Genomic DNA, 18918 nt, shown 5'->3' with positions numbered 1-18918 from the left:
CTTCCAACTCCCCCGGTATGACGGTTGGTTCGGTGGGCTTTTCAGCCGGTTGCAGGGCAGGACGGGTGCGGCGGGGCTTCTTCAGTGGGTATCTCGCCAGTTCTGGGCCAGATCGCCCCACAGGTAGGCGGTGGTTTCGACACCTTTGAGGAGGAGGTCGAGTTCGACCTTCTCGTTCGGGGCGTGCCAGCCGTCGGACGGGACCGAGATCCCGAGGAACAGCACCGGGGCGGCGAGGACGTCCTGGAGGTCCGCGGCGGGCCCTGATCCGCCCTCGCGGGTGAAGCGGACCTCCTGCTCGAAGGCGCGGCCCATGGCACGTGCGACGGATTGCAGTGCCGGGTGTTCGAGCGGTGTCAGACACGGGCGCGTGGCGGCGGCGAAGGTGATCTCGTGACGGATCCCGGCGGGCAGCTGCCCTTCGGCCCAGACCCGGACGACCTTCTCGATGTGGTCCGGGTCCTGGCCGGCGACGAGCCGGAAGGAGAGCTTCACCATGGCCGAGGACGGGATGATCGTCTTGCTGCCCGGGCCCTGGTAGCCACCTCCGATGCCGTTGACCTCGGCGGTCGGGCGGGCCCAGACGCGCTCCAGGGTGGTGCGGCCGCTCTCGCCGTGGGTGGCCGTCGACCTGGCGGTGCGCAGCCACTGCTGCTCGTCGAAGGGCAGCTCGGCGAAGAGCTCCCGCTCCCGGTCGGTGAGTTCGACGATGTCCTCGTAGAACCCGGGGATCGCCACGCGCGCGTGCTCGTCGTGGAGGGCGGCGACGAGGCGGGCGGCCGCGGTGGCCGGATTGGGTACGGCGCCGCCGAAGGAACCGGAGTGGATGTCCTGGCCGGGTCCGTACAGCTGGATCTCGCATTCGGCGAGGCCGCGCATGCCGGTGCACACCGTGGGGGTGTCCTCGGACCACATACCGGTGTCGGAGACGATCACCGCGTCGGCGCTCAGCCGGTCCTTCCGTGCCTCGACGAGGGCGCGGAAGTGCGGAGAGCCGGATTCCTCCTCGCCCTCGACGAGCAGCTTCAGATGGACGGCGGGGGTGGTGCGGCCCGTGGCGGCGAGGTGGGCGCGGACGCCGAGTGTGTGGAAGAACACCTGCCCCTTGTCGTCGGCGGCCCCGCGCGCGTGCAGGCGGTTTCCGCGGACGACGGGTTCGAAGGGGTCGGTGTCCCAGCCGTCCTCGCGGGCGGCGGGCTGTACGTCGTGGTGGCCGTAGACGAGGACGGTGGGTGCCTGGGGGTCGTCGGAGGGCCATTCGGCGAAGACCGCGGGTGCGCCGGGGGTCGCCCAGACCTCGCAGGTCGGGAAGCCCGTTTCCCGCAGTTTCGCGGCGAGCCAGTCGGCGCTGCGCCGTACGTCCGCCGCGTGTTCGGGCTGGGCCGAGACGGACGGGATGCGCAGCCACTCGGCGAGGTCGTCGAGGAAGGCCGCGCGGTGCCGCTCGATGTACGCGCGGACGGCGCTGTCCGGAGTCTTGCTCATGGTCACGAGCCTAACCGTCCACACGCGCGTGCTGGTCCGGCGGTGCGTCGGCTACCCCTTCGGGTGGTTCTTCCAGGAGAAGGCGTTCCAGCGCGGCCCGGTCCGGCAGGTTCTCGGGGCGTACGACCTCTCCGCTGCGCACGTAGAGGAAGGCCGCCTGTACGGATTCCAGGGGGACGCCGTGCTGCTCGGCCCAGGCGAGCCGGTAGAGGGCGAGCTGGAGGGGGTCGGCGGTACGGGTGCGGTTGGTCTTCCAGTCGACGATCTCGTACGTCGTCATGGCTCCCCCGGCGCCGTCCTCCACCTTGTAGACGGCGTCGATACGGCCCCGTACGACGCGTCCGGCGATGGCGAGCTGGAAGGGGGCCTCGACCCGGTAGGGCGTGCGGTGGGCGTAGGGGGTGCGTTCGAAGGCGTTCTTGAGGGCTTCCAGGTCGCGTTCGTCGGCGATCTCCGCCTCGCTGCCGGGCAGTTCCTCCGGTTCCAGCATCGGGAGGCGCAGTTCCTCGAAGCGGGCTTCGACCCAGGCGTGGAAGCGGGTGCCGCGGCGGGCGGCGGGCTGGGGCGGGCGCGGCATGGGGCGGGCCGTCTCCTGGGCGAAACCGTCCGGGTCGGCGGCCAGGCGCAGCAGCTGGGAGGCGGTCAGGGAGGCAGGCAGGGTGACGTCGGTGACGCTCTCGCGGGCGCGCAGGAGCTCTCCGGTGAGGGCGTCCAGGTCGCGGTCCCAGGAGGCGATGGTGCGGGCCTCCTCGGGGGTGGGGCGCGTGGTCTCCGGCGGGCCGGGGCGGGCGTCCGGCGCCGGAGTGGGGTGCGGGACCCTCGGGCGGTCCTGGGTCCACGGGTCCCAGTCGTCCGGGGCCTCGTCGGTGAGATCGGTCTCTTCGTAAGGAGGTCCGTCGTCAGGCTCGTCATAAGGAGGCTCTTCGTAAGACGGCTCGTCCTCCTCCGGCGGAGGCGGCCAGTCCGGATCGTCGTACGGGCCCGGGTCGTCGTGAGCGGAGGGGTGCGCCGAAGGGTGGGCCGTCTCGTGGGAGTGGCCTGACTCCAGGTGGGCCAGCACCGTCCGGGCGGCCTCGCGGCGACGGGCCATCGCCTGGTCGTCGAGCGGGAGCGGCCAGGCGTGGTCGGCGCCGGCCGCCCGCAGGGCGGGGTTCTCCGCGTTCTCCTCGGGTTCGTCCGCCCAGGCCTCGATCTCGCCGTGCCCGGCCGCGCAGTGCTCGTACAGGGCGTGCAGGAAGTCGGAGGGGCCGCGGGGCTTCTTCTGCGAGGGGCCCCACCAGTGGCCGGAGCCGAGCAGCAGGGAGCGGGGGCGGGTGAAGGTGACGTAGCCGAGGCGGAGCTCCTCGGTGCGCTGGTGCTCCTTCATGGCCTCGTGGAAGGCCTTCATGCCGCGGGCGTCCCAGGCCTCGATGTCGGGCAGGGTGTCGGCGTCGCCGCGCAGTTCGTGCGGGAGGACCTTCCCCTGGGCGGTCCACTTCTCACGGCCCTGGCCGCTGGGGAACGTGCCGGTGACGAGCCCCGGGACCACGACGACGTCCCACTCCAGCCCTTTGGACTTGTGCGCGGTGAGCACCTTGACGGTGTTCTCGCCGCCCGGCAGGGCGTTGTCGAGGCCCTTCTCGTACTGGGCGGCGGTGCGCAGGAAGCCGAGGAAGGCGAGGAGGCTCGCCTCGCCCTCGTTCGCGGCGAAGGAGGCGGCGACGTCCAGGAAGTTGGACAGGGTCTCGCGGCGGCGGGCGGCCAGGGCGTGCGGGGACGCGGAGAGCTCCACCTCCAGCCCCGTGGTGGCCAGGACGCGGTGCAGGACGTCCATGAGCGGGTCGGCGAGCGAGCGGCGCAGGTCGCGCAGTTCGGTGGCGAGCCGCGCGAACCGCACGCGGGCGTCGGCCGAGAACGGCAGCCCGTCGGCGTCCCCGTCGCCGCCGAGGGGTGTCTCCAGGAAGGTGTCGAGCGCGTCCGCGAGGGAGATCACCTCGGCCGGGTCGACCCCTTCGACCGCCGCGGCGAGCCGCCGGTCGGGGTCGTCGTCGGCGTCCACGCGCGCGTGGGACACGAGCATCCGGGCCCGGCGGCCCAGGAGGGCGAGGTCACGGGCGCCGATGCGCCAGCGCGGTCCGGTGAGCAGGCGGACCAGTGAGGCGTTGGCCCCGGGGTCCTGGAGGACCTCGCAGACGGCGACCAGGTCGGCGACCTCGGGCAGGTGCAGCAGCCCGGAGAGGCCCACGACCTCGACGGGGACGTCCCGGGCGACGAGGGCGCCCTGGATCTCGGCGAAGTCGGTCGCGGTGCGGCACAGGACGGCGATCTCACCGGGTGCCTTCCCGGTGCGTACGAGGTGCGCGACGGAGTCGCCGAGCCAGTCCATCTCCTCGGCGTGGGTGGACAGCAGGGCGCAGCGCACCATGCCGTCGCGCTCGGCGCCGGGTGCCGGGCGCAGGGCCTCCACGCCCGCGTGCATGGCGCGCAGGGGCTCCGCGAGACCGTTGGCGAGGTCCAGGAGGCGGCCGCCGCTGCGGCGGTTCTCGCTGAGCGACTGGCGGGTCGCGGGCCGGCCGTCGGCGTGCGCGAAGTGCTCGGGGAAGTCGTCGAGGTTGGCCACGGAGGCGCCGCGCCAGCCGTAGATGGCCTGGCAGGGGTCGCCGACGGCGGTCACCGGGTGGCCCGTGCCGCCGCCGAACAGGCCCGCGAGGAGGATGCGCTGGGCCACGGACGTGTCCTGGTACTCGTCGAGGAGGACCACCCGGAACTCGTCGCGCAGGATGCCGCCGACTTCGGAGCGGGTGCGGGCGAGGGTCGCCGAGAGGGCGATCTGGTCGCCGAAGTCGAGGAGGTCGCGCTCGCGTTTGGCCTTCCTGTAGCGGCTCACCAGTTCGGTCAGTTCGCGCCGGGCGGCGGCCGTCTCCGGGACCTTGCGCAGCTCGGCGTTGGTGAGCTTGGCGCTCTCCAGGTCGTGCAGCAGCCGGGCGTCGTACGCGCGCAGTTCCTCGGGCCGTACGAGGTGTTCGGCGAGCTCGGAGTCGAGGGTGAGGAGGTCGCCGACCAGGTCGGGGAAGGAGCGCGTGAGGGCGGGGTAGGGGCCCGGTGCCTCGCGCAGGACGCGTGCGGCGAGCTGGTAGCGCGTCGCGTCGGCGAGCAGGCGCGCGGTCGGTTCGAGGCCGATGCGCAGCCCGTGGTCGGTCAGCAGACGGCCGGCGAAGGCGTGGTAGGTGGAGATCACCGGCTCACCCGGCGGGTTGTCCGGGTCGATCACGTCGGGGTCGGTGACGCCGGCCCTGACCAGTGCCTTCCGTACGCGCTCGGCGAGTTCGCCCGCCGCCTTGTTGGTGAAGGTCAGGCCCAGGACCTGCTCGGGGGCGACCTGTCCGGTGCCGACCAGCCACACCACGCGCGCGGCCATCACCGTGGTCTTGCCGGAGCCGGCTCCGGCCACGATCACCTGCGGGGCGGGCGGCGCGGTGATGCAGGCCGTCTGCTCCGGGGTGAACGGGATGCCGAGGAGCTCTTTGAGCTGCTCGGGATCGGAGATACGGGCTGGCACGTCAGTGAGGCTAGTCGCGCCCACTGACAGTCGGTGCCGATTCGCTGGCCGGGCCGCAGGATGCGCAGGTCAGCACGTGTGGTGCCGTATGTCACTCCGCTGACGCACGGCTGCCGGGGCGGCCTTCGAACGGGCCGTCCGGAGGGCTCCGTCCGGTCACTCGACGACGTGGCGGCCCTCCGGGCGCGCGCTGCACGAGGCCCGGAACGCGCAGTGCGTGCAGTGCTGGCCGGTCGTCGGTGTGAACCGTTCGTCGAGGACCTTCCCGGCGGCGGTGGCGAGCAGGTCGCCGACCCACTCCCCCTCCAGCGGCTCCTGGGCCTGCACCTTGGGCAGGGTCTCCCCGCCGTCCTTCTTGGGCGCGCCCTGGCGCAGTTGGACGAGTTCGGCGCCGCCGGGGCCGGGGCGTTCGCCGTCGAAGGCCTCGTCCACGGCGCCCTCGCGGACAGCGAGCTGGTAGACGGCGAGCTGCGGATGGTGGGCCACGTCGGCGGCGCTCGGGGCCTGCTTGCCGGTCTTGAAGTCGACCACGTAGGCGCGGCCCTCGGCGTCCCGCTCGACGCGGTCCATGGAGCCGCGGATACGGACCTCGTAGGAGCCCGCTTCGAGGGTGACGTCGAAGTCGTGCTCGCTGGCCACGGGGGTCCGCTCGGCGCGGTCCATGACATGCCACTTCAGGAAGCGTTCGAGCGCCACGCGCGCGTGCTCCTTCTCCTGCGCCGACTTCCAGGGCGCGTCGAAGGCGAGGGCCTCCCACACGGAGTCCAGGCGTTCCATGAGGACGGCGAGGTCCGCGGGGGTGCGCCCGGAGGCGACCTCGTCGGCCAGGACGTGCACGACGTTGCCGAAGCCCTGGGCGACGGTCGCGGGGGCGTCGGCCTTCACCTCGCGGCCCAGGAACCACTGCAGGGTGCAGGTGTTGGCGAGCTGGTCGAGGGCGCTCCCGGAGAGCACGACGGGACGGTCGCGGTCGCGCAGCGGCACCTTGCTCTCGGTGGGCTCGTACATGCCCCACCAGCGATAGGGGTGTGCGGACGGCACCAGGGGGCGGCCGTCCTCGTCGCCGAGCGCGGCGAGTCTGCCCAGACGGCGGGCCGCCGCCTCCCTGAGGGTGTCCGAGACGCGGGGGTCGACCGTCGTGGCCCGCAGTTCGGCGACGAGCGGGGCGACCGACAGGGGGCGGCGGGGACGGCCCGTTATGTCCTTGGGCTCCACGCCGAGTTCGGTGAGGAAGCGGGAAGGCTGGTCGCCGTCGTCGGCGGGGGCCTTCACCGCGGTGACGACCAGGCGTTCACGCGCGCGCGTGGCGGCCACGTAGAACAGACGGCGTTCTTCGGACAGGAGCGCTCCGGGCGTGAGCGGTTCCGCGAGGCCGTCCCGGCCGATGCGGTCGGCCTCCAGGAGTGAGCCCCGACGGCGCAGGTCGGGCCACAGTCCCTCCTGGACGCCCGCGACGACGACGAGGCGCCACTCCAGGCCCTTGGAGCGGTGCGCGGTCATCAGGCGTACGGCGTCGGGACGCGCGGCCCTTCGGGTGAGTGTGTCCGCTGCGATGTCCTGGGCCTCGACCTCTTCGAGGAAGTTGAGGGCGCCGCGTCCGCCGGTGCGCTCCTCGGCGCGGGCGGCGGTCGCGAACAGCGCGCAGACGGCGTCGAGGTCGCGGTCCGCGTTGCGGCCCGCCGCGCCGCCGCGCCGGGCCGCCCGTTCCAGTCGCTGCGGCCAGGGTGTGCCGTCCCACAGCTCCCAGAGCGCCTCCTCGGCCGTGCCGCCCCCCGCGAGGCGCTCTCGTGCCTTGCGCAGCAGGGCGCCGAGGCGCTGGGCCCCGCGCGCGTACGACGGATCGTGGGCGACCAGCCGCTCCGGCTCGGCCAGGGCCCGTGCCAGCAGTTCGTCGGAGGGCGGCGGCACATGGTTGCCCGCGGCGCGCTCCTCCTCGCGCAGGGCGCGGCCCAGGCGGCGCAGATCGGCGGCGTCCATGCCGGCCAGGGGGGACGCGAGGAGGGTGAGCGCGGTCTCGACGTCGAGCCACGGCTTCTCCAGCACCGGCTCCGGGACCGGTTCCAGCTCCGGTTCCGGGACCGGCTCCGGCTCCGGCGTCAGCTCCGACTCCGGCTCGGGGACCGGGGCTGGGACCGGCTCAGCCTCCGAGACCGTTTCGGATGCCGGCTCCCCCAGTTCCGCCGCGGCCACCGCCTTGAGCGCCGTCAACAGGGGCGTCACCGCCGGTTCGTGGCGCAGTGGCAGGTCGTCGCCGTCGATGTCGAGGGGGACACCGGCCGTGGTGAGCGTGCGGCGGATCGCCGGGATGGTGCGGGAACCGGCGCGCACCAGTACGGCCATCTCGTTCCACGCGACGCCGTCCTCCAGATGGGCGCGGCGCAGGATGTCCGCGATGTTGTCCAGCTCCGTCCCGGAGGTCGGGTACGTGAAGACGTCCACCCGGCCGCCCTCCCGTACCGAACCGAGCTCCCTGTGGGCGCGTACCTTCTCGGACGGCAGGCGGGTCAGGGGCATGCGCCGGGTCAGCCGCCGGGTGGCCTCCAGCAGGTCCGCGCCCGACCGCCGTGACGTCCGCAGGACCTCGACCGGCGCCGGTGTGCCGTCCACGCGCGGGAAGGTGTCCGGGAACTCCAGGATGCCGTTCACGTCGGCGCCCCGGAACGCGTAGATCGACTGGTCGGGGTCGCCGAAGGCCACCAGCGTGCGGCCGCCTCCCGCGAGCGCCTTCAGGAGCCGCAGTTGTGCCGGATCGGTGTCCTGGTACTCGTCGACGAAGACCGCGTCGTACCGCTCGGCGAGACGTTCGGCCACGCCCGGCCGCCGGGCGAGCAGCACCGCGCGGTGCACCAGTTCCGCGTAGTCGAGCACTCCTTGCATGTCGAGCACGTCGAGGTACTCGGCGAGGAAGGCGGAGGCCGCGAGCCAGTCGGGGCGGCCGATGCGCCGGGCGAAGGTCTGGAGGGCCTCGGGGCTCAGGCCCAGTTCACGGCTGCGGGCGAGGACCGCGCGGACCTCGTCGGCGAAGCCGCGTGTCGTCAGGCAGGCGCGCAGTTCGTCGGGCCAGCGCACATGGGCGAGGCCGAGCCGCTCCAGTCCTGGCTGGCCCGCGAGCAGTTCCCGTACCGCCACGTCCTGTTCGGGGCCGGAGAGCAGCCGCATCGGTTCCACGAACAGGTCGCTGTCCTGGTGGGCCCGGACCAGGGCGTAGCAGAAGGAGTGGAACGTGGTCGCCTGGGGCGCGCGGGCCGCTCCCATGCGCAGCGCCATGCGGTCGCGCAGTTCCACGGCGGCCTTGCGGCTGAAGGTCAGCACCAGGATCCGCTCGGGGTCGGCGCCGCGCGCGATCCGGGCCGCCACGGACTCGACGAGTGTGGTCGTCTTGCCGGTGCCCGGACCGGCGAGGACGAGCAGCGGACCACTCTCGTGGTCAACCGCCGCGCGCTGTGCTGCGTCCAGCACAGGAGGAGCCACCCGGGCCGGCGGGGTACGCACCAGCCGGTACGCGCCAGGGGTCCCCTGTCGGCCCTGGGGGTACGACAGGCGCCTGCTGGATGAAGAGGAGCTCACGTGGTTCGCCGGTCCTGGTGGGTGTGCTGGAGGTTGCCACCGCCGGCGCGGAACGCCGTCGGTGAGGGATCGTGCTCGGGCGACGGGTGGGAGATCGGCGACGCGAGGTGGTGGGCGGTGGCCGCGGGATGAACGGGACGCGTACCGTCGACGCTACGCCGGTGGCTGCCGTGGAAGCAGTGCTTCCCTGTGTTCCCTCCCGGCACCGGTGTCCCCGCCCTCACGAACGTACGCCATGGCTCGGGAGTGCCCGCCTTCCCCCGTACGGGTCATTCGTCCTCCTTCCTGTTGCCCTGTGCCGGAAGCTGTCAGGTGTGTCCCTCCGCGCGGTCTCCGCCGTCCCATCGGGCCTGTCTCATGTCGAGGCGCGGGAGATGGCCCTCCGAGGCCCTGCTCGCCTCCTTGAGGGGCGTGCCCTCGGCCCGGTAGCGCGCCAGCGCCTCCAGTTCGTGGCCGGGGAGCAGCGTGCCGTCCGCGCGTACGACCCGCCACCACGGAACGGCCCCTCCGTAGAGGGCCATCACCCGCCCGACCTGTCGCGGACCGCCCTCCTCCAGCCACTCCGCGACGTCTCCGTACGTCATGACGCGGCCGGGCGGAATGTGCTCGGCCACGTCGAGGACCCGTTCCGCGTACTCCGGCAAGGCGTCCGCCGGGAGGCTCTGCTCGCTCATCCGGCCCATCCTGCACCACCGCGCCGACACTGTGACGCGGCGGCGACTGTGGGTGTCCCTCGCCGCGCGACAGCGCTTCAGGCAGACTGTGCGCCCCCGCATTGCACCCTGATGCCCCCCTGTGTCGGCGGGGCATGCCACCATCGTGCGGGCGGTTACTGGTGATACGAGATCAAGAAGAGACGATGAAACAGCAGGGTGTGCACCCCGAAGACGCGGAGGGCACCTCTGAGGTTTCGTCGCGCCCTGATTCCGGCGACGATACGGACGAAAGCCTTCCGGAAACATCAGAGGTGTCCGTGACGTCCGGACATCCGGACACGTCCCAGAAGAAGGACATGCGCGAGGAGAGCCGAGCCACAGAGGCCGAGGAGGCCGAGTGCGCGGCCGACGACGCCCTCGTCGAAGAGGTCGAGGGCGACGAACCGCTGCTCCCCGCGCGCGTGCACCGTCCCTCCGACCTCGTACGCCTTCTGGTGGGCGTCCTCGCGATCGCCGTGCTGCTGTCGATCGCGGCGTTCGCACACGGCACGACGTCGGGGCTGGCGCAGGACATCAACAAGGGCACCAACGAAGCCCCCGACCTGCTGATCAAGATCGCCGGGCTCGCGTCGAGCATCGCGATCCTCCTGGTACCGGTCGCCTTCGCCATCGAGCGGCTGATCAAACGGGACGGGCTGCGGATCGCCGACGGTGTGCTGGCCGCGGTCCTCGCCCACGGAGTGACCCTGGCCACCGATCTGTGGGTCGCCAAAGGCGCCCCGGACTCGATCCAGAAAGCGCTCACGCAGCCCTCGCCCGGTGACATACACGCCCTGACCGACCCGGTGCACGGCTACCTCGCACCGGTCATCGCGTACATGACGGCCGTCGGCATGTCGCGACGGCCGCGCTGGCGTGCGGTCCTGTGGGTCGTGCTGATGCTCGACGCCTTCTCCATGCTGGTCACCGGCTACACGACCCCCTTCTCGATCGTCCTCACGGTGCTGATCGGCTGGAGCGTGGCGTACGGGACGCTGTACGCGGTCGGTTCGCCGAACGTGCGGCCCACCGGCCGCACCCTCATGGCGGGCCTGCGGCACGTCGGATTCCATCCGGTGAGCGCGGCCCGGGACGAGACTCCGGAGGCCCCGGACGGCGACCGCGGCCGCCGGTACTTCGTGACGCTCCAGGACGGAGCTCCACTGGACGTCACGGTGGTGGACCGAGAACAGCAGGCACAGGGCTTCTTCTACCGCGTGTGGCGCCGGCTGACGCTGCGCGGCATCACCACGCGCCGCAGTCTCCAGTCACTGCGCCAGGCGCTGGAACAGGAAGCGCTCCTCGCCTACGCGGCCATCGCCGCCGGAGCCAACGCGCCGAAGCTGATCGCGACCTCCGAGCTGGGTCCGGACGCCGTGATGCTGGTCTACGAGCACATCGGCGGCCGCACTCTCGACATGCTGCCGGACGAGGCCATCACCGACGACCTCCTGCGCGAGACCTGGCACCAGGTGCAGGCACTGCAGTCACGGCGCATCGCGCACCGCAGGCTGGCGGGCGACGCGATCCTGGTGGATCGTTCCGGCACCGTGATCCTCACGGACCTGCGCAACGGCGAGATCGCAGCCGGTGAACTGCTGCTGCGCATGGACGTGGCGCAGTTGGTGACCACGCTCGGACTGCGGGTCGGCGCGGAACGCGCGGTGGCCTCGGCCGTCGGCGTGCTCGGCCCGGACGCGGTCGCCGACTGTCTGCCCATGCTGCAGCCCATCGCGCTCACGCGCTCCCACCGCGCGACGCTGCGGAAGCTGGCCAGGGAGCGTTCGGAGCGCGAGCGCGAGGCGGTCCTGGAAGCCTCCAGGCAGGCCAAACTGGCCCGCGCCGAGGAACACGAGGACACGCCCGAGGAGACCAGGCCCGTCCTGGAGAAGCCCGACAAGAGATCCGTACGCGCCGAGCAGCGGGCCGAGAAGCGGGCCATCGACGACGCGCTGGAGGAGGCCCGTGAGGAGGATCTGCTCACCCAGATCCGCCACCAGGTGCTGCTGATCAGGCCGCAGGCACCGGTCGAGCCGGCCCGCCTGGAGCGCATCCGCCCCCGCACACTGATCAGCTTCATCGCGGGCGCGTTCGGCGCGTACTTCCTGCTGACGCAGCTGACGCACATCGAATTCGGCACGCTCTTCGAGAGCGCCCAGTGGGGCTGGGTCGCGGCGGCCGCGCTCTTCTCGATGCTGAGCTACTTCGCGGCGGCCATGAGCCTGCTGGGCTTCGTGCCCGAGCGGGTGCCGTTCGTCCGGGCCGTGGCGGCGCAGGTCGCCGGGTCCTTCGTGAAGATCGTGGCGCCCGCGGCGGTGGGCGGTGTCGCCCTCAACACGCGGTTCCTCCAGCGCGCCGGCGTACGGCCGGGACTCGCGGTGGCGAGCGTCGGCGCGTCGCAGTTGTTCGGGCTCGGCTGCCACATCCTGATGCTGCTGTCGTTCGGCTATCTGACCGGGACCGAGAAGACACCCTCCTTGTCACCGTCCAGGACGGTCATCGCGGGGCTGCTGACCGTCGCGGTCCTCGTCCTCGTGGTGACGTCGGTACCGTTCCTGCGCAAATTCGTGGCCACGCGCGTGCGGTCGCTCTTCGCGGGTGTCGTCCCGCGCATGCTGGACGTCCTGCAGCGGCCGCAGAAGCTGATCACCGGCATCGGCGGCATGCTCCTGCTGACGGCCTGCTTCGTGATGTGCCTGGACGCGTCGATCCGGGCCTTCGGCAGCGACGACATGCCCGCGATCAGCATCGCCAGCGTGGCCGTCGTCTTCCTCGCCGGAAACGCGCTCGGCTCCGCGGCGCCCACCCCGGGTGGCGTGGGCGCGGTCGAGGCCACCCTGACGGTCGGTCTGATCGCGGTCGGGCTGCCCAAGGAGGTCGCGGCGCCCGCGGTGCTCCTGTACCGCCTTCTCACGCTGTGGCTGCCCGTACTGCCGGGATGGCTGTTCTTCAACCACCTGACCCGCAAGGGCGCGCTGTAGGGGCCAGGTGCACGGGATCTGCGCCCGGAGTCCGGGGGCTCGCCCGGAGCGGGATGCCTCACGCGGACCGCGAGGTCCTCACCCGCACGGCCCGCGCCCCGAGCGGCCCGCCCTGAGCGACCTCAGGATGGGAGCATGCCGAACCCTCTCCCGCTGCGTGCCACCGCTCTGACCGCCACCTCACTCCTGCTGCTGGGGACTCTCGCCGGATGCGGAGGCGACAGTTCTGCCGACGCCGGTGCCCCGGACGAGGCTCTGTCGGCGCAGAAGCTCAGCTGGAAGACCTGCCCGGAGCCGTCCGACTCCGAAGGCGGTGGAGACGCCCCGTCGCCCCTGCCGGACGGCGGCCGGTGGAAGTGCGCGACCCTGAAGGCACCCCTCGACTGGGACAAACCCAAGGGCGACACCATCGGGCTCGCGCTGATCCGCGCGGAGGCGAGCGGCGCCAAGGACCGGCGCATCGGCTCGCTGCTCTTCAACTTCGGCGGTCCGGGCGGCTCGGGCGTGACCACGCTCCCCGCGTTCGGCCAGGACTACGAACAACTGCGCACCCGGTACGACCTGGTCAGTTTCGACCCACGCGGCGTCGGCCGCAGCGCCGGTGTGACCTGCGAGGACGACGAACAGCTCGACGAGTACTTCCAGCAGGACGCCACCCCGGACGACGAAGCCGAGCAGCGGAACCTCCTGAAGAGCACGAAGGAGTTCAACAAGGCCTGCGAGAAGAACTCCGGCAAGGTCCTCCCGCACGTACGCACCACCGACGCGGCCCGCGACATGGATCTGATGCGCCAGGTCCTCGGTGACGACCGGCTGCACTACTTCGGCATCTCGTACGGCACCGAACTGGGCGGTGTGTACGCGCACCTGTTCCCCAAGAAGGTGGGCCGGGCCGTCTTCGACGCGGTCGTCGACCCGACGCAGAACTCCGAACAGGGGTCCCTCGGGCAGGCCGAGGGCTTCCAGCTCGCGCTCGACAACTTCGCCGAGGACTGCACGTCGAAGAAGCAGGAGTGCCCGCTCGGCGACAGCGCGCAGGACGTGAAGGACCGGATCGCCAAGCTGCTCAAGGACCTCGACAACAAGCCGATCCCGGGCGTCTTCCCCCGCCGGCTCACCCAGACCGCGGCCACCAGCGGCATCGCGCAGTCCCTGTACTCCCAGGAGTTCTGGGAGTACCTGACCGAGGGGCTCCAGCAGGCGTACGACGGTGACGGCAAGGTGCTGATGCTGCTGTCCGACTCGATGAACGGGCGCAACCAGGACGGCGAGTACAGCAACATCAGCGCCGCCAACGTCTCCATCAACTGCGCGGACGACAAGCCCCGCTACACCCCCGCCGACGTACGGGCGAAGCTCCCGGAGTTCCGCAAGGCCTCTCCCCTCTTCGGCGAGTATCTGGCGTGGGGCATGGTCGGCTGCACCGACTGGCCGGTGGCGGGCGCCGCCGACCATCCCGACGTGAGCGCGCCCGGCTCGGCACCGATCCTGGTGGTCGGCAACACCGGCGACCCGGCGACCCCGTACGAGGGTGCCCGGAAGATGGTGGACGCGCTGGGCAAGGGCGTCGGTGTCGGGCTGACGTACAAGGGGCAGGGGCACGGCGCGTACGACAGCGGGAACAAGTGCGTGCGCGACGCGGTGAACGGCTACCTGCTGAACGGCAAGGCTCCGACGGCCGGCAAGGTCTGCTCCTGAGAGCCCGCTCTGCTCCCGGACGATGCCGGAAGATACCGGAACGAACTCGCCAATCCGCAGGTCAGAAGGTTATCCACAGGGCTTCACGTGGCTCGTGGAGATCTGCCTAGTATGGCCTGACTGTCATCCGCGGCATCCGGCGGAGGACGATGCGAGGGGGGAAGTTCATGGCGCGTATCGCACGGTGGACGGCACTGGCCGCCGCCACGTTGCTGGTGGCCGGCTGCAGCGGTTCGTCCGGGAGCGACGACGGGGACGACAAGAACGACGGCAGGACGGCCGCCTCCGCCCCGATGCCGGGACTGCCCGCCTCGCTCACCTCGCAGAAGCTCGACTGGGGCGACTGCAGGGCCACGGAGACCGGTCCCGCACCGGGCGGGGACTGGCGGTGCGCGACGCTCAAGGTGCCGCTGGACTGGTCGAAACCGACGGGCGAGACCATCGGTCTGGCACTGATCCGCAGCGAGTCGAGCGGATCCTCGAAGGACCGGATCGGTTCGCTGCTGTTCAACTTCGGCGGTCCGGGCGGCTCGGGCGTCGACTACCTGCCGCCGTACGGGCCGACGTTCGCGAAGCTCCACGAGCGGTACGACCTGGTCAGCTGGGACCCGCGCGGCGTCGCCGCCAGCGAGGGCGTGCGCTGTCGCAGCGACAAGGAGATCCAGGCAGCCGAGGAGGTCGACACCACACCGGACACCTCCACCGAGGAGACCGCGTTCCTCAAGGACGCCGCCGACTTCGGCAAGGGCTGCCAGAAGTCGGCGGGCAAGCTCCTCGGACATGTCTCGACGACCGACACCGCCCGGGACATGGACCTGATGCGGCACACCCTCGGCGACGCGAAGATGCACTACTTCGGCATCTCGTACGGCACCCAACTGGGCGGCGTGTACGCGCACCTGTTCCCGAAGAACGTGGGGCGGCTGGTCCTCGACGCCGTCGTCGACCCGACCGCCGGCACGGTGGGCCACGCGGAGAACCAGGCCAGAGGCTTCCAGCGCGCCCTGGAGGACTACCTCGAATCCACCGGCCAGGACCCGAAGCAAGGCTCCAGGAAGATCGCGGACCTGCTGAAGCGGATCGACTCCGAACCGCTGCCGACGGCTAGCGGCCGGGACCTCTCACAACAACTGGCCCTCACCGGCATCATCTACCCGCTCTACAGCAAGTCGTCCTGGCCCGCCCTCACCGGCGCGCTCGAAGCAGCCGAGGACGGCGACGGTACGGAACTGCTCGCGCAGGCCGACAGCTACAACGACCGTGACGCCTCCGGCCGCTACGGCACGACCACGCATTCCCAACGGGTCATATCGTGCTTGGACGACAAGGACCGCCCGACGGCCGCGGCGGCGAAGCGGCGGCTCGCCGAGTTCCGCAAGATCTCGCCCGTGTTCGGGGACTCGATGGGCTGGGACACGGCCGGCTGGTGCCACGACTGGCCGGTGGCCGGACAGCACGAGACGCCGGAGGTGAGCGCGCCCGGCGCGGAGCCCGTCCTGGTGGTGGGCAACACCGGCGACCCGGCCACACCGTACGAGGGCGCTCGCAAGATGGCGGACGAGCTCGGCAAGGGCGTCGGAGTGCAACTCACCTGGAAGGGCGAGGGACACGGGGCGTACGGGAGCGGGAGCGACTGCGTGGACAGCACGGTGGACGACTACTTGCTGGACGGATCGGTGCCGGACGACGGCAAGGTCTGCGGTTCGTAGGGTTCGGCGGGCCCGGGAAGTTCGGCGGGCTCAGGGGGCTCACGGCGCCCCCAGCCCTCCGTACCGACGCCCTCACCCTCACCCCCATCCCGGTCCGCACCCGCACCCACGCCCGCGTCCGCATCCGCGTCCGGGCAACGGGAAGGGGCCCGGCGCACATGGCGCCGAGCCCCACTCCGTACAGGGTGTGTCTAGTAGATCGGCTTCTGCGGCTCGATCTGGTTGACCCAGCCGATCACGCCGCCGCCCACGTGCACGGCGTCCGCGAAGCCGGCCGACTTGAGGACCGCGAGGACCTCCGCGCTGCGGACCCCCGTCTTGCAGTGCAGGACGATCTTCTTGTCCTGCGGGAGGGTCGCCAGGGCGGTGCCCAGGAGGAACTCGTCCTTCGGGATCAGCTTGGCACCGGGGATCGAGACGATCTCGTACTCGTTGATCTCGCGGACGTCGATGATCTCGATGTTCTCGCCGTCGTCGATCCACTCCTTGAGCTGCTTGGGAGTGATCGTCGAGCCGGCCGCCGCCTCCTGGGCCTCCTCGGACACGACGCCGCAGAAGGCCTCGTAGTCGATGAGCTCGGTGACGGTGGGGTTCTCGCCGCAGACCGCGCAGTCCGGGTCCTTGCGGACCTTGACCTGGCGGTACTGCATCTCCAGGGCGTCGTAGATCATCAGGCGGCCGACGAGCGGCTCACCGATGCCCGCGAGGAGCTTGATGGCCTCGTTGACCTGGATGGAGCCGATGGACGCGCACAGCACGCCCAGGACACCGCCCTCGGCGCAAGAGGGGACCATGCCGGGGGGCGGGGGCTCCGGGTAGAGGCAGCGGTAGCAGGGGCCGTGCTCGGACCAGAACACGGAGGCCTGGCCGTCGAAGCGGTAGATCGAACCCCAGACGTACGGCTTGTTGAGCAGCACGCACGCGTCGTTGACCAGGTAGCGGGTCGCGAAGTTGTCCGTGCCGTCGACGATCAGGTCGTACTGGCTGAAGATTTCCATCACGTTCTCGGCTTCGAGCCGCTCTTCGTGAAGGACCACGTTCACATAGGGGTTGATGCCGAGGACGCTGTCGCGGGCCGACGCGGCCTTGGAGCGGCCGATGTCCGCCTGACTGTGGATGATCTGGCGCTGCAGGTTCGACTCGTCGACCTCGTCGAACTCCACGATGCCGAGCGTGCCCACGCCCGCGGCGGCCAAGTACATCAGCGCCGGCGAGCCCAGGCCGCCGGCGCCCACACAGAGCACCTTGGCGTTCTTCAGCCGCTTCTGCCCGTCCATGCCCACGTCGGGGATGATCAGGTGGCGGGAGTACCTGCGGACCTCGTCTACGGTGAGCTCAGCAGCTGGCTCGACCAGGGGTGGCAGCGACACGGGGACTCCGTTGGTCGGTCAATCACTACGGTTGTTCTCCCAGTAACACTGCCACGCCCTTCTTCATTCCGAGACACCCGTTCCGATCCGCGAGACGATCTCGTCCCAGTAGCCGGGCAGACTCGTCCAGGGGTCGGCCGTACCACCGTGGTCGGTGCGGTCGGTGAAGTAGATCGTCGAGGCGCCCTGCCAGCGGGCGATGCGCAGCGCCTCGTCGAGATGCCCTCGGGGCACACCGTGCACGAGGTGGCAGAAGCGCTCCGGCGGGTACGCGGCGGTCCACTCCGCCGCCTGCGACCAGCGGTAGTCGCTCCAGGGCCCGGAGAAGGTCACCAACTGGTCGGCGGTCTCGGCGTATCCGGGATACGGGTGTGTGCCGTGGCCGAGGACTATGTGGCCGTCCCCCAGGAGGGCGCGCAGGGTGGCGGCGGTGCGCCGGATCTCCGGGAGCGCTGTCCGCTCGCTGGGACAGCGGTCCAGGAAGAAGCCGTCGACCTGATACCAGTCGAGATGACGGTGCGCGTCGGAGACGAGTTCACCGAAGGCGCGTGCGCCGTAGGTCACGTCCAGGTGGCCGAGGACGCGGACGCCCGCGTTGCGCAGGCGTCCGGCGGCTTCCAGGCAGTGGGGGTCGGGGCGCGCTCCGGGGCCGTCGGAGACATTCAGGACGACCCAGTGCAAGGGGGTTCCGGGGCGGGTGAGTTCGCGCCATTCGACCGGGGCGACCAGGGGGTGGGCATATCCGGGGACACCGAACCCGATCCGCAGGTCCGTGCTCGCGGTGCCCTTCGCTGTGCTGGTCAGATACGGCACGCGGCCTCCATCCAGATGTCGGCGAGGGATTCCTCGAGGTTGATCCGGGGCCGCCAGCCGAGCCGGTCGCGTGCGGTGCGCACGTCGGCCTGCTGCCAGCTGCCGCAGCCGTCCGGGTAGGGGTACGTGGCCGGGGCCGTGTGCTCTGTTTCGGAGCGGGGGTGGCCGATGGATGGCCTGGAGGGGCCGGAAGGTCCGTCGACCTCGTGGAGGGCTCCGCCGTATCCGGCGACGCGCGCGAGGACGGAGGCGGTGTCGCGCAGCCGTACGGCACGACCGGATCCGATGTTGATGACGCCCTGTGCGGCGGAGAGGGAGGCGGCATGGACGGCACGGGCGACGTCGCGTACGTCGATGAAGTCGCGCTGGACGCCGAGGCCGGTGAGCTTGAGTTCGCCGTCGCCGGACTGCATGGCGCGGCGCATGGCCTCGGCGAGACGCCCGAGCGGGGAGCCCGCCGGGGTGCCGGGTCCGGCGGGCGAGAACACCCGCAGGACGACGGCGTCCAGGCCGGATCCGAGGACCAGTTCGGTGGCGGCGAGCTTGCTGACGCCGTAGGGGCCGCCGGGGCGGGGCACGGCGTCCTCGGCGGTGGAGGAGCCGGGCTGGCTGGGGCCGTACTCCGCACTGCAGCCGACCTGTACGAGGCGTGCCCCGCAGCCGCTGCGGCGCAGTGCTTCGCAGACCGTGGCGACGGCGACGGTGTTGTGCCGGGTGAGCTCGCGGGCGCCGCCGCGGGTGGCGCCGGCGCAGTTGACGACGACCCCGGGGTGCACCGCGTCCAGGAAACGGGTGAGCGCTCCCGGACTGCCGCTGGCGAGGTCGAAGCGTACGTCCGCGTCGTCACCCCGGCCGAGCGCGGTGAGCTGCACGGCCGGGTCGGCGAGCAGGCGGTCGGCGACGAACCGGCCCAGGTATCCGTTGGCTCCGATCAGCAGCACCCTCATCGGGCGGCTCCCGGGGCGGACTCTCCGATGCGGAGGGTGATCATCTCGCGTTCTCCTTCAGGGTTTTGCCATGGGTCGTGCGGGAGGCCCGCGGTGTCGGCTCCGCGGGAAGGGG

The 18918-nt window shown here is 71.5% G+C and carries 10 protein-coding genes; 3 read left to right on the top strand and 7 right to left on the bottom strand.

The features are described from left to right. Positions 1-81: 81 nt before the first annotated feature. The 4 genes from ACLVWQ_RS08155 to ACLVWQ_RS08140 all read right to left on the bottom strand — a co-directional run bounded on the left by ACLVWQ_RS08155 (position 82) and on the right by ACLVWQ_RS08140 (position 9273). Positions 82-1485: a dipeptidase gene (locus tag ACLVWQ_RS08155; RefSeq protein WP_414107554.1), complete on the bottom strand. Its 1404-nt coding sequence runs from the start codon at positions 1483-1485 to the stop codon at positions 82-84. A 10-nt stretch (positions 1486-1495) separates the two neighbouring features. After that, positions 1496-5023, bottom strand: coding sequence for a UvrD-helicase domain-containing protein (locus ACLVWQ_RS08150; protein WP_414107553.1), 3528 nt, complete (start codon positions 5021-5023; stop codon positions 1496-1498). Between the two features lie 156 nt (positions 5024-5179). Then, complete coding sequence (locus ACLVWQ_RS08145; protein WP_414107552.1) at positions 5180-8590, bottom strand: ATP-dependent helicase; 3411 nt, start codon at positions 8588-8590, stop codon at positions 5180-5182. Positions 8591-8898: 308 nt separating this feature from the next. Then, positions 8899-9273 (bottom strand): MGMT family protein, encoded by a 375-nt coding sequence (locus tag ACLVWQ_RS08140; RefSeq protein WP_414107551.1) that lies wholly within the window; start codon positions 9271-9273, stop codon positions 8899-8901. Positions 9274-9602: 329 nt separating this feature from the next. Here ACLVWQ_RS08140 and ACLVWQ_RS08135 point away from each other — a divergent pair, with 329 nt between their 5' ends. The 3 genes from ACLVWQ_RS08135 to ACLVWQ_RS08125 all read left to right on the top strand — a co-directional run bounded on the left by ACLVWQ_RS08135 (position 9603) and on the right by ACLVWQ_RS08125 (position 15673). Next, on the top strand, positions 9603-12266 hold the full coding sequence (locus ACLVWQ_RS08135) for a lysylphosphatidylglycerol synthase transmembrane domain-containing protein (RefSeq protein ID WP_414107820.1): 2664 nt from the start codon (positions 9603-9605) through the stop codon (positions 12264-12266). A 135-nt stretch (positions 12267-12401) separates the two neighbouring features. Next, positions 12402-13964, top strand: coding sequence for an alpha/beta hydrolase (locus tag ACLVWQ_RS08130; RefSeq protein WP_414107550.1), 1563 nt, complete (start codon positions 12402-12404; stop codon positions 13962-13964). Between the two features lie 167 nt (positions 13965-14131). After that, positions 14132-15673 carry an alpha/beta hydrolase gene (locus ACLVWQ_RS08125; protein WP_414107549.1) on the top strand — a complete coding sequence of 514 codons (1542 nt, stop codon included), beginning with the start codon at positions 14132-14134 and terminating at the stop codon, positions 15671-15673. A gap of 191 nt (positions 15674-15864) precedes the next feature. Here ACLVWQ_RS08125 and moeZ read toward each other — a convergent pair whose 3' ends face one another. The 3 genes from moeZ to ACLVWQ_RS08110 all read right to left on the bottom strand — a co-directional run bounded on the left by moeZ (position 15865) and on the right by ACLVWQ_RS08110 (position 18803). Then, positions 15865-17043: an adenylyltransferase/sulfurtransferase MoeZ gene (gene moeZ / locus ACLVWQ_RS08120; RefSeq protein ID WP_414107548.1), complete on the bottom strand. Its 1179-nt coding sequence runs from the start codon at positions 17041-17043 to the stop codon at positions 15865-15867. A gap of 63 nt (positions 17044-17106) precedes the next feature. Further along, positions 17107-17856, bottom strand: a complete 750-nt coding sequence (locus ACLVWQ_RS08115) for a spherulation-specific family 4 protein (protein ID WP_414107547.1) — start codon at positions 17854-17856, stop codon at positions 17107-17109. Continuing rightward, complete coding sequence (locus tag ACLVWQ_RS08110) at positions 17844-18803, bottom strand: NAD-dependent epimerase/dehydratase family protein (RefSeq protein WP_414107546.1); 960 nt, start codon at positions 18801-18803, stop codon at positions 17844-17846. Before ACLVWQ_RS08110 ends, ACLVWQ_RS08115 begins: the two co-directional genes overlap by 13 nt. Positions 18804-18918: the final 115 nt, after the last annotated feature.

Origin of the sequence: Streptomyces sp. CWNU-52B (assembly GCF_047444975.1) — a bacterium.
Taxonomy (GTDB): Bacteria; Actinomycetota; Actinomycetes; order Streptomycetales; family Streptomycetaceae; genus Streptomyces.
The sequence above is the reverse complement of the archived record's forward strand: the minus strand, read 5'-3'. Positions and strand labels throughout refer to the sequence as shown.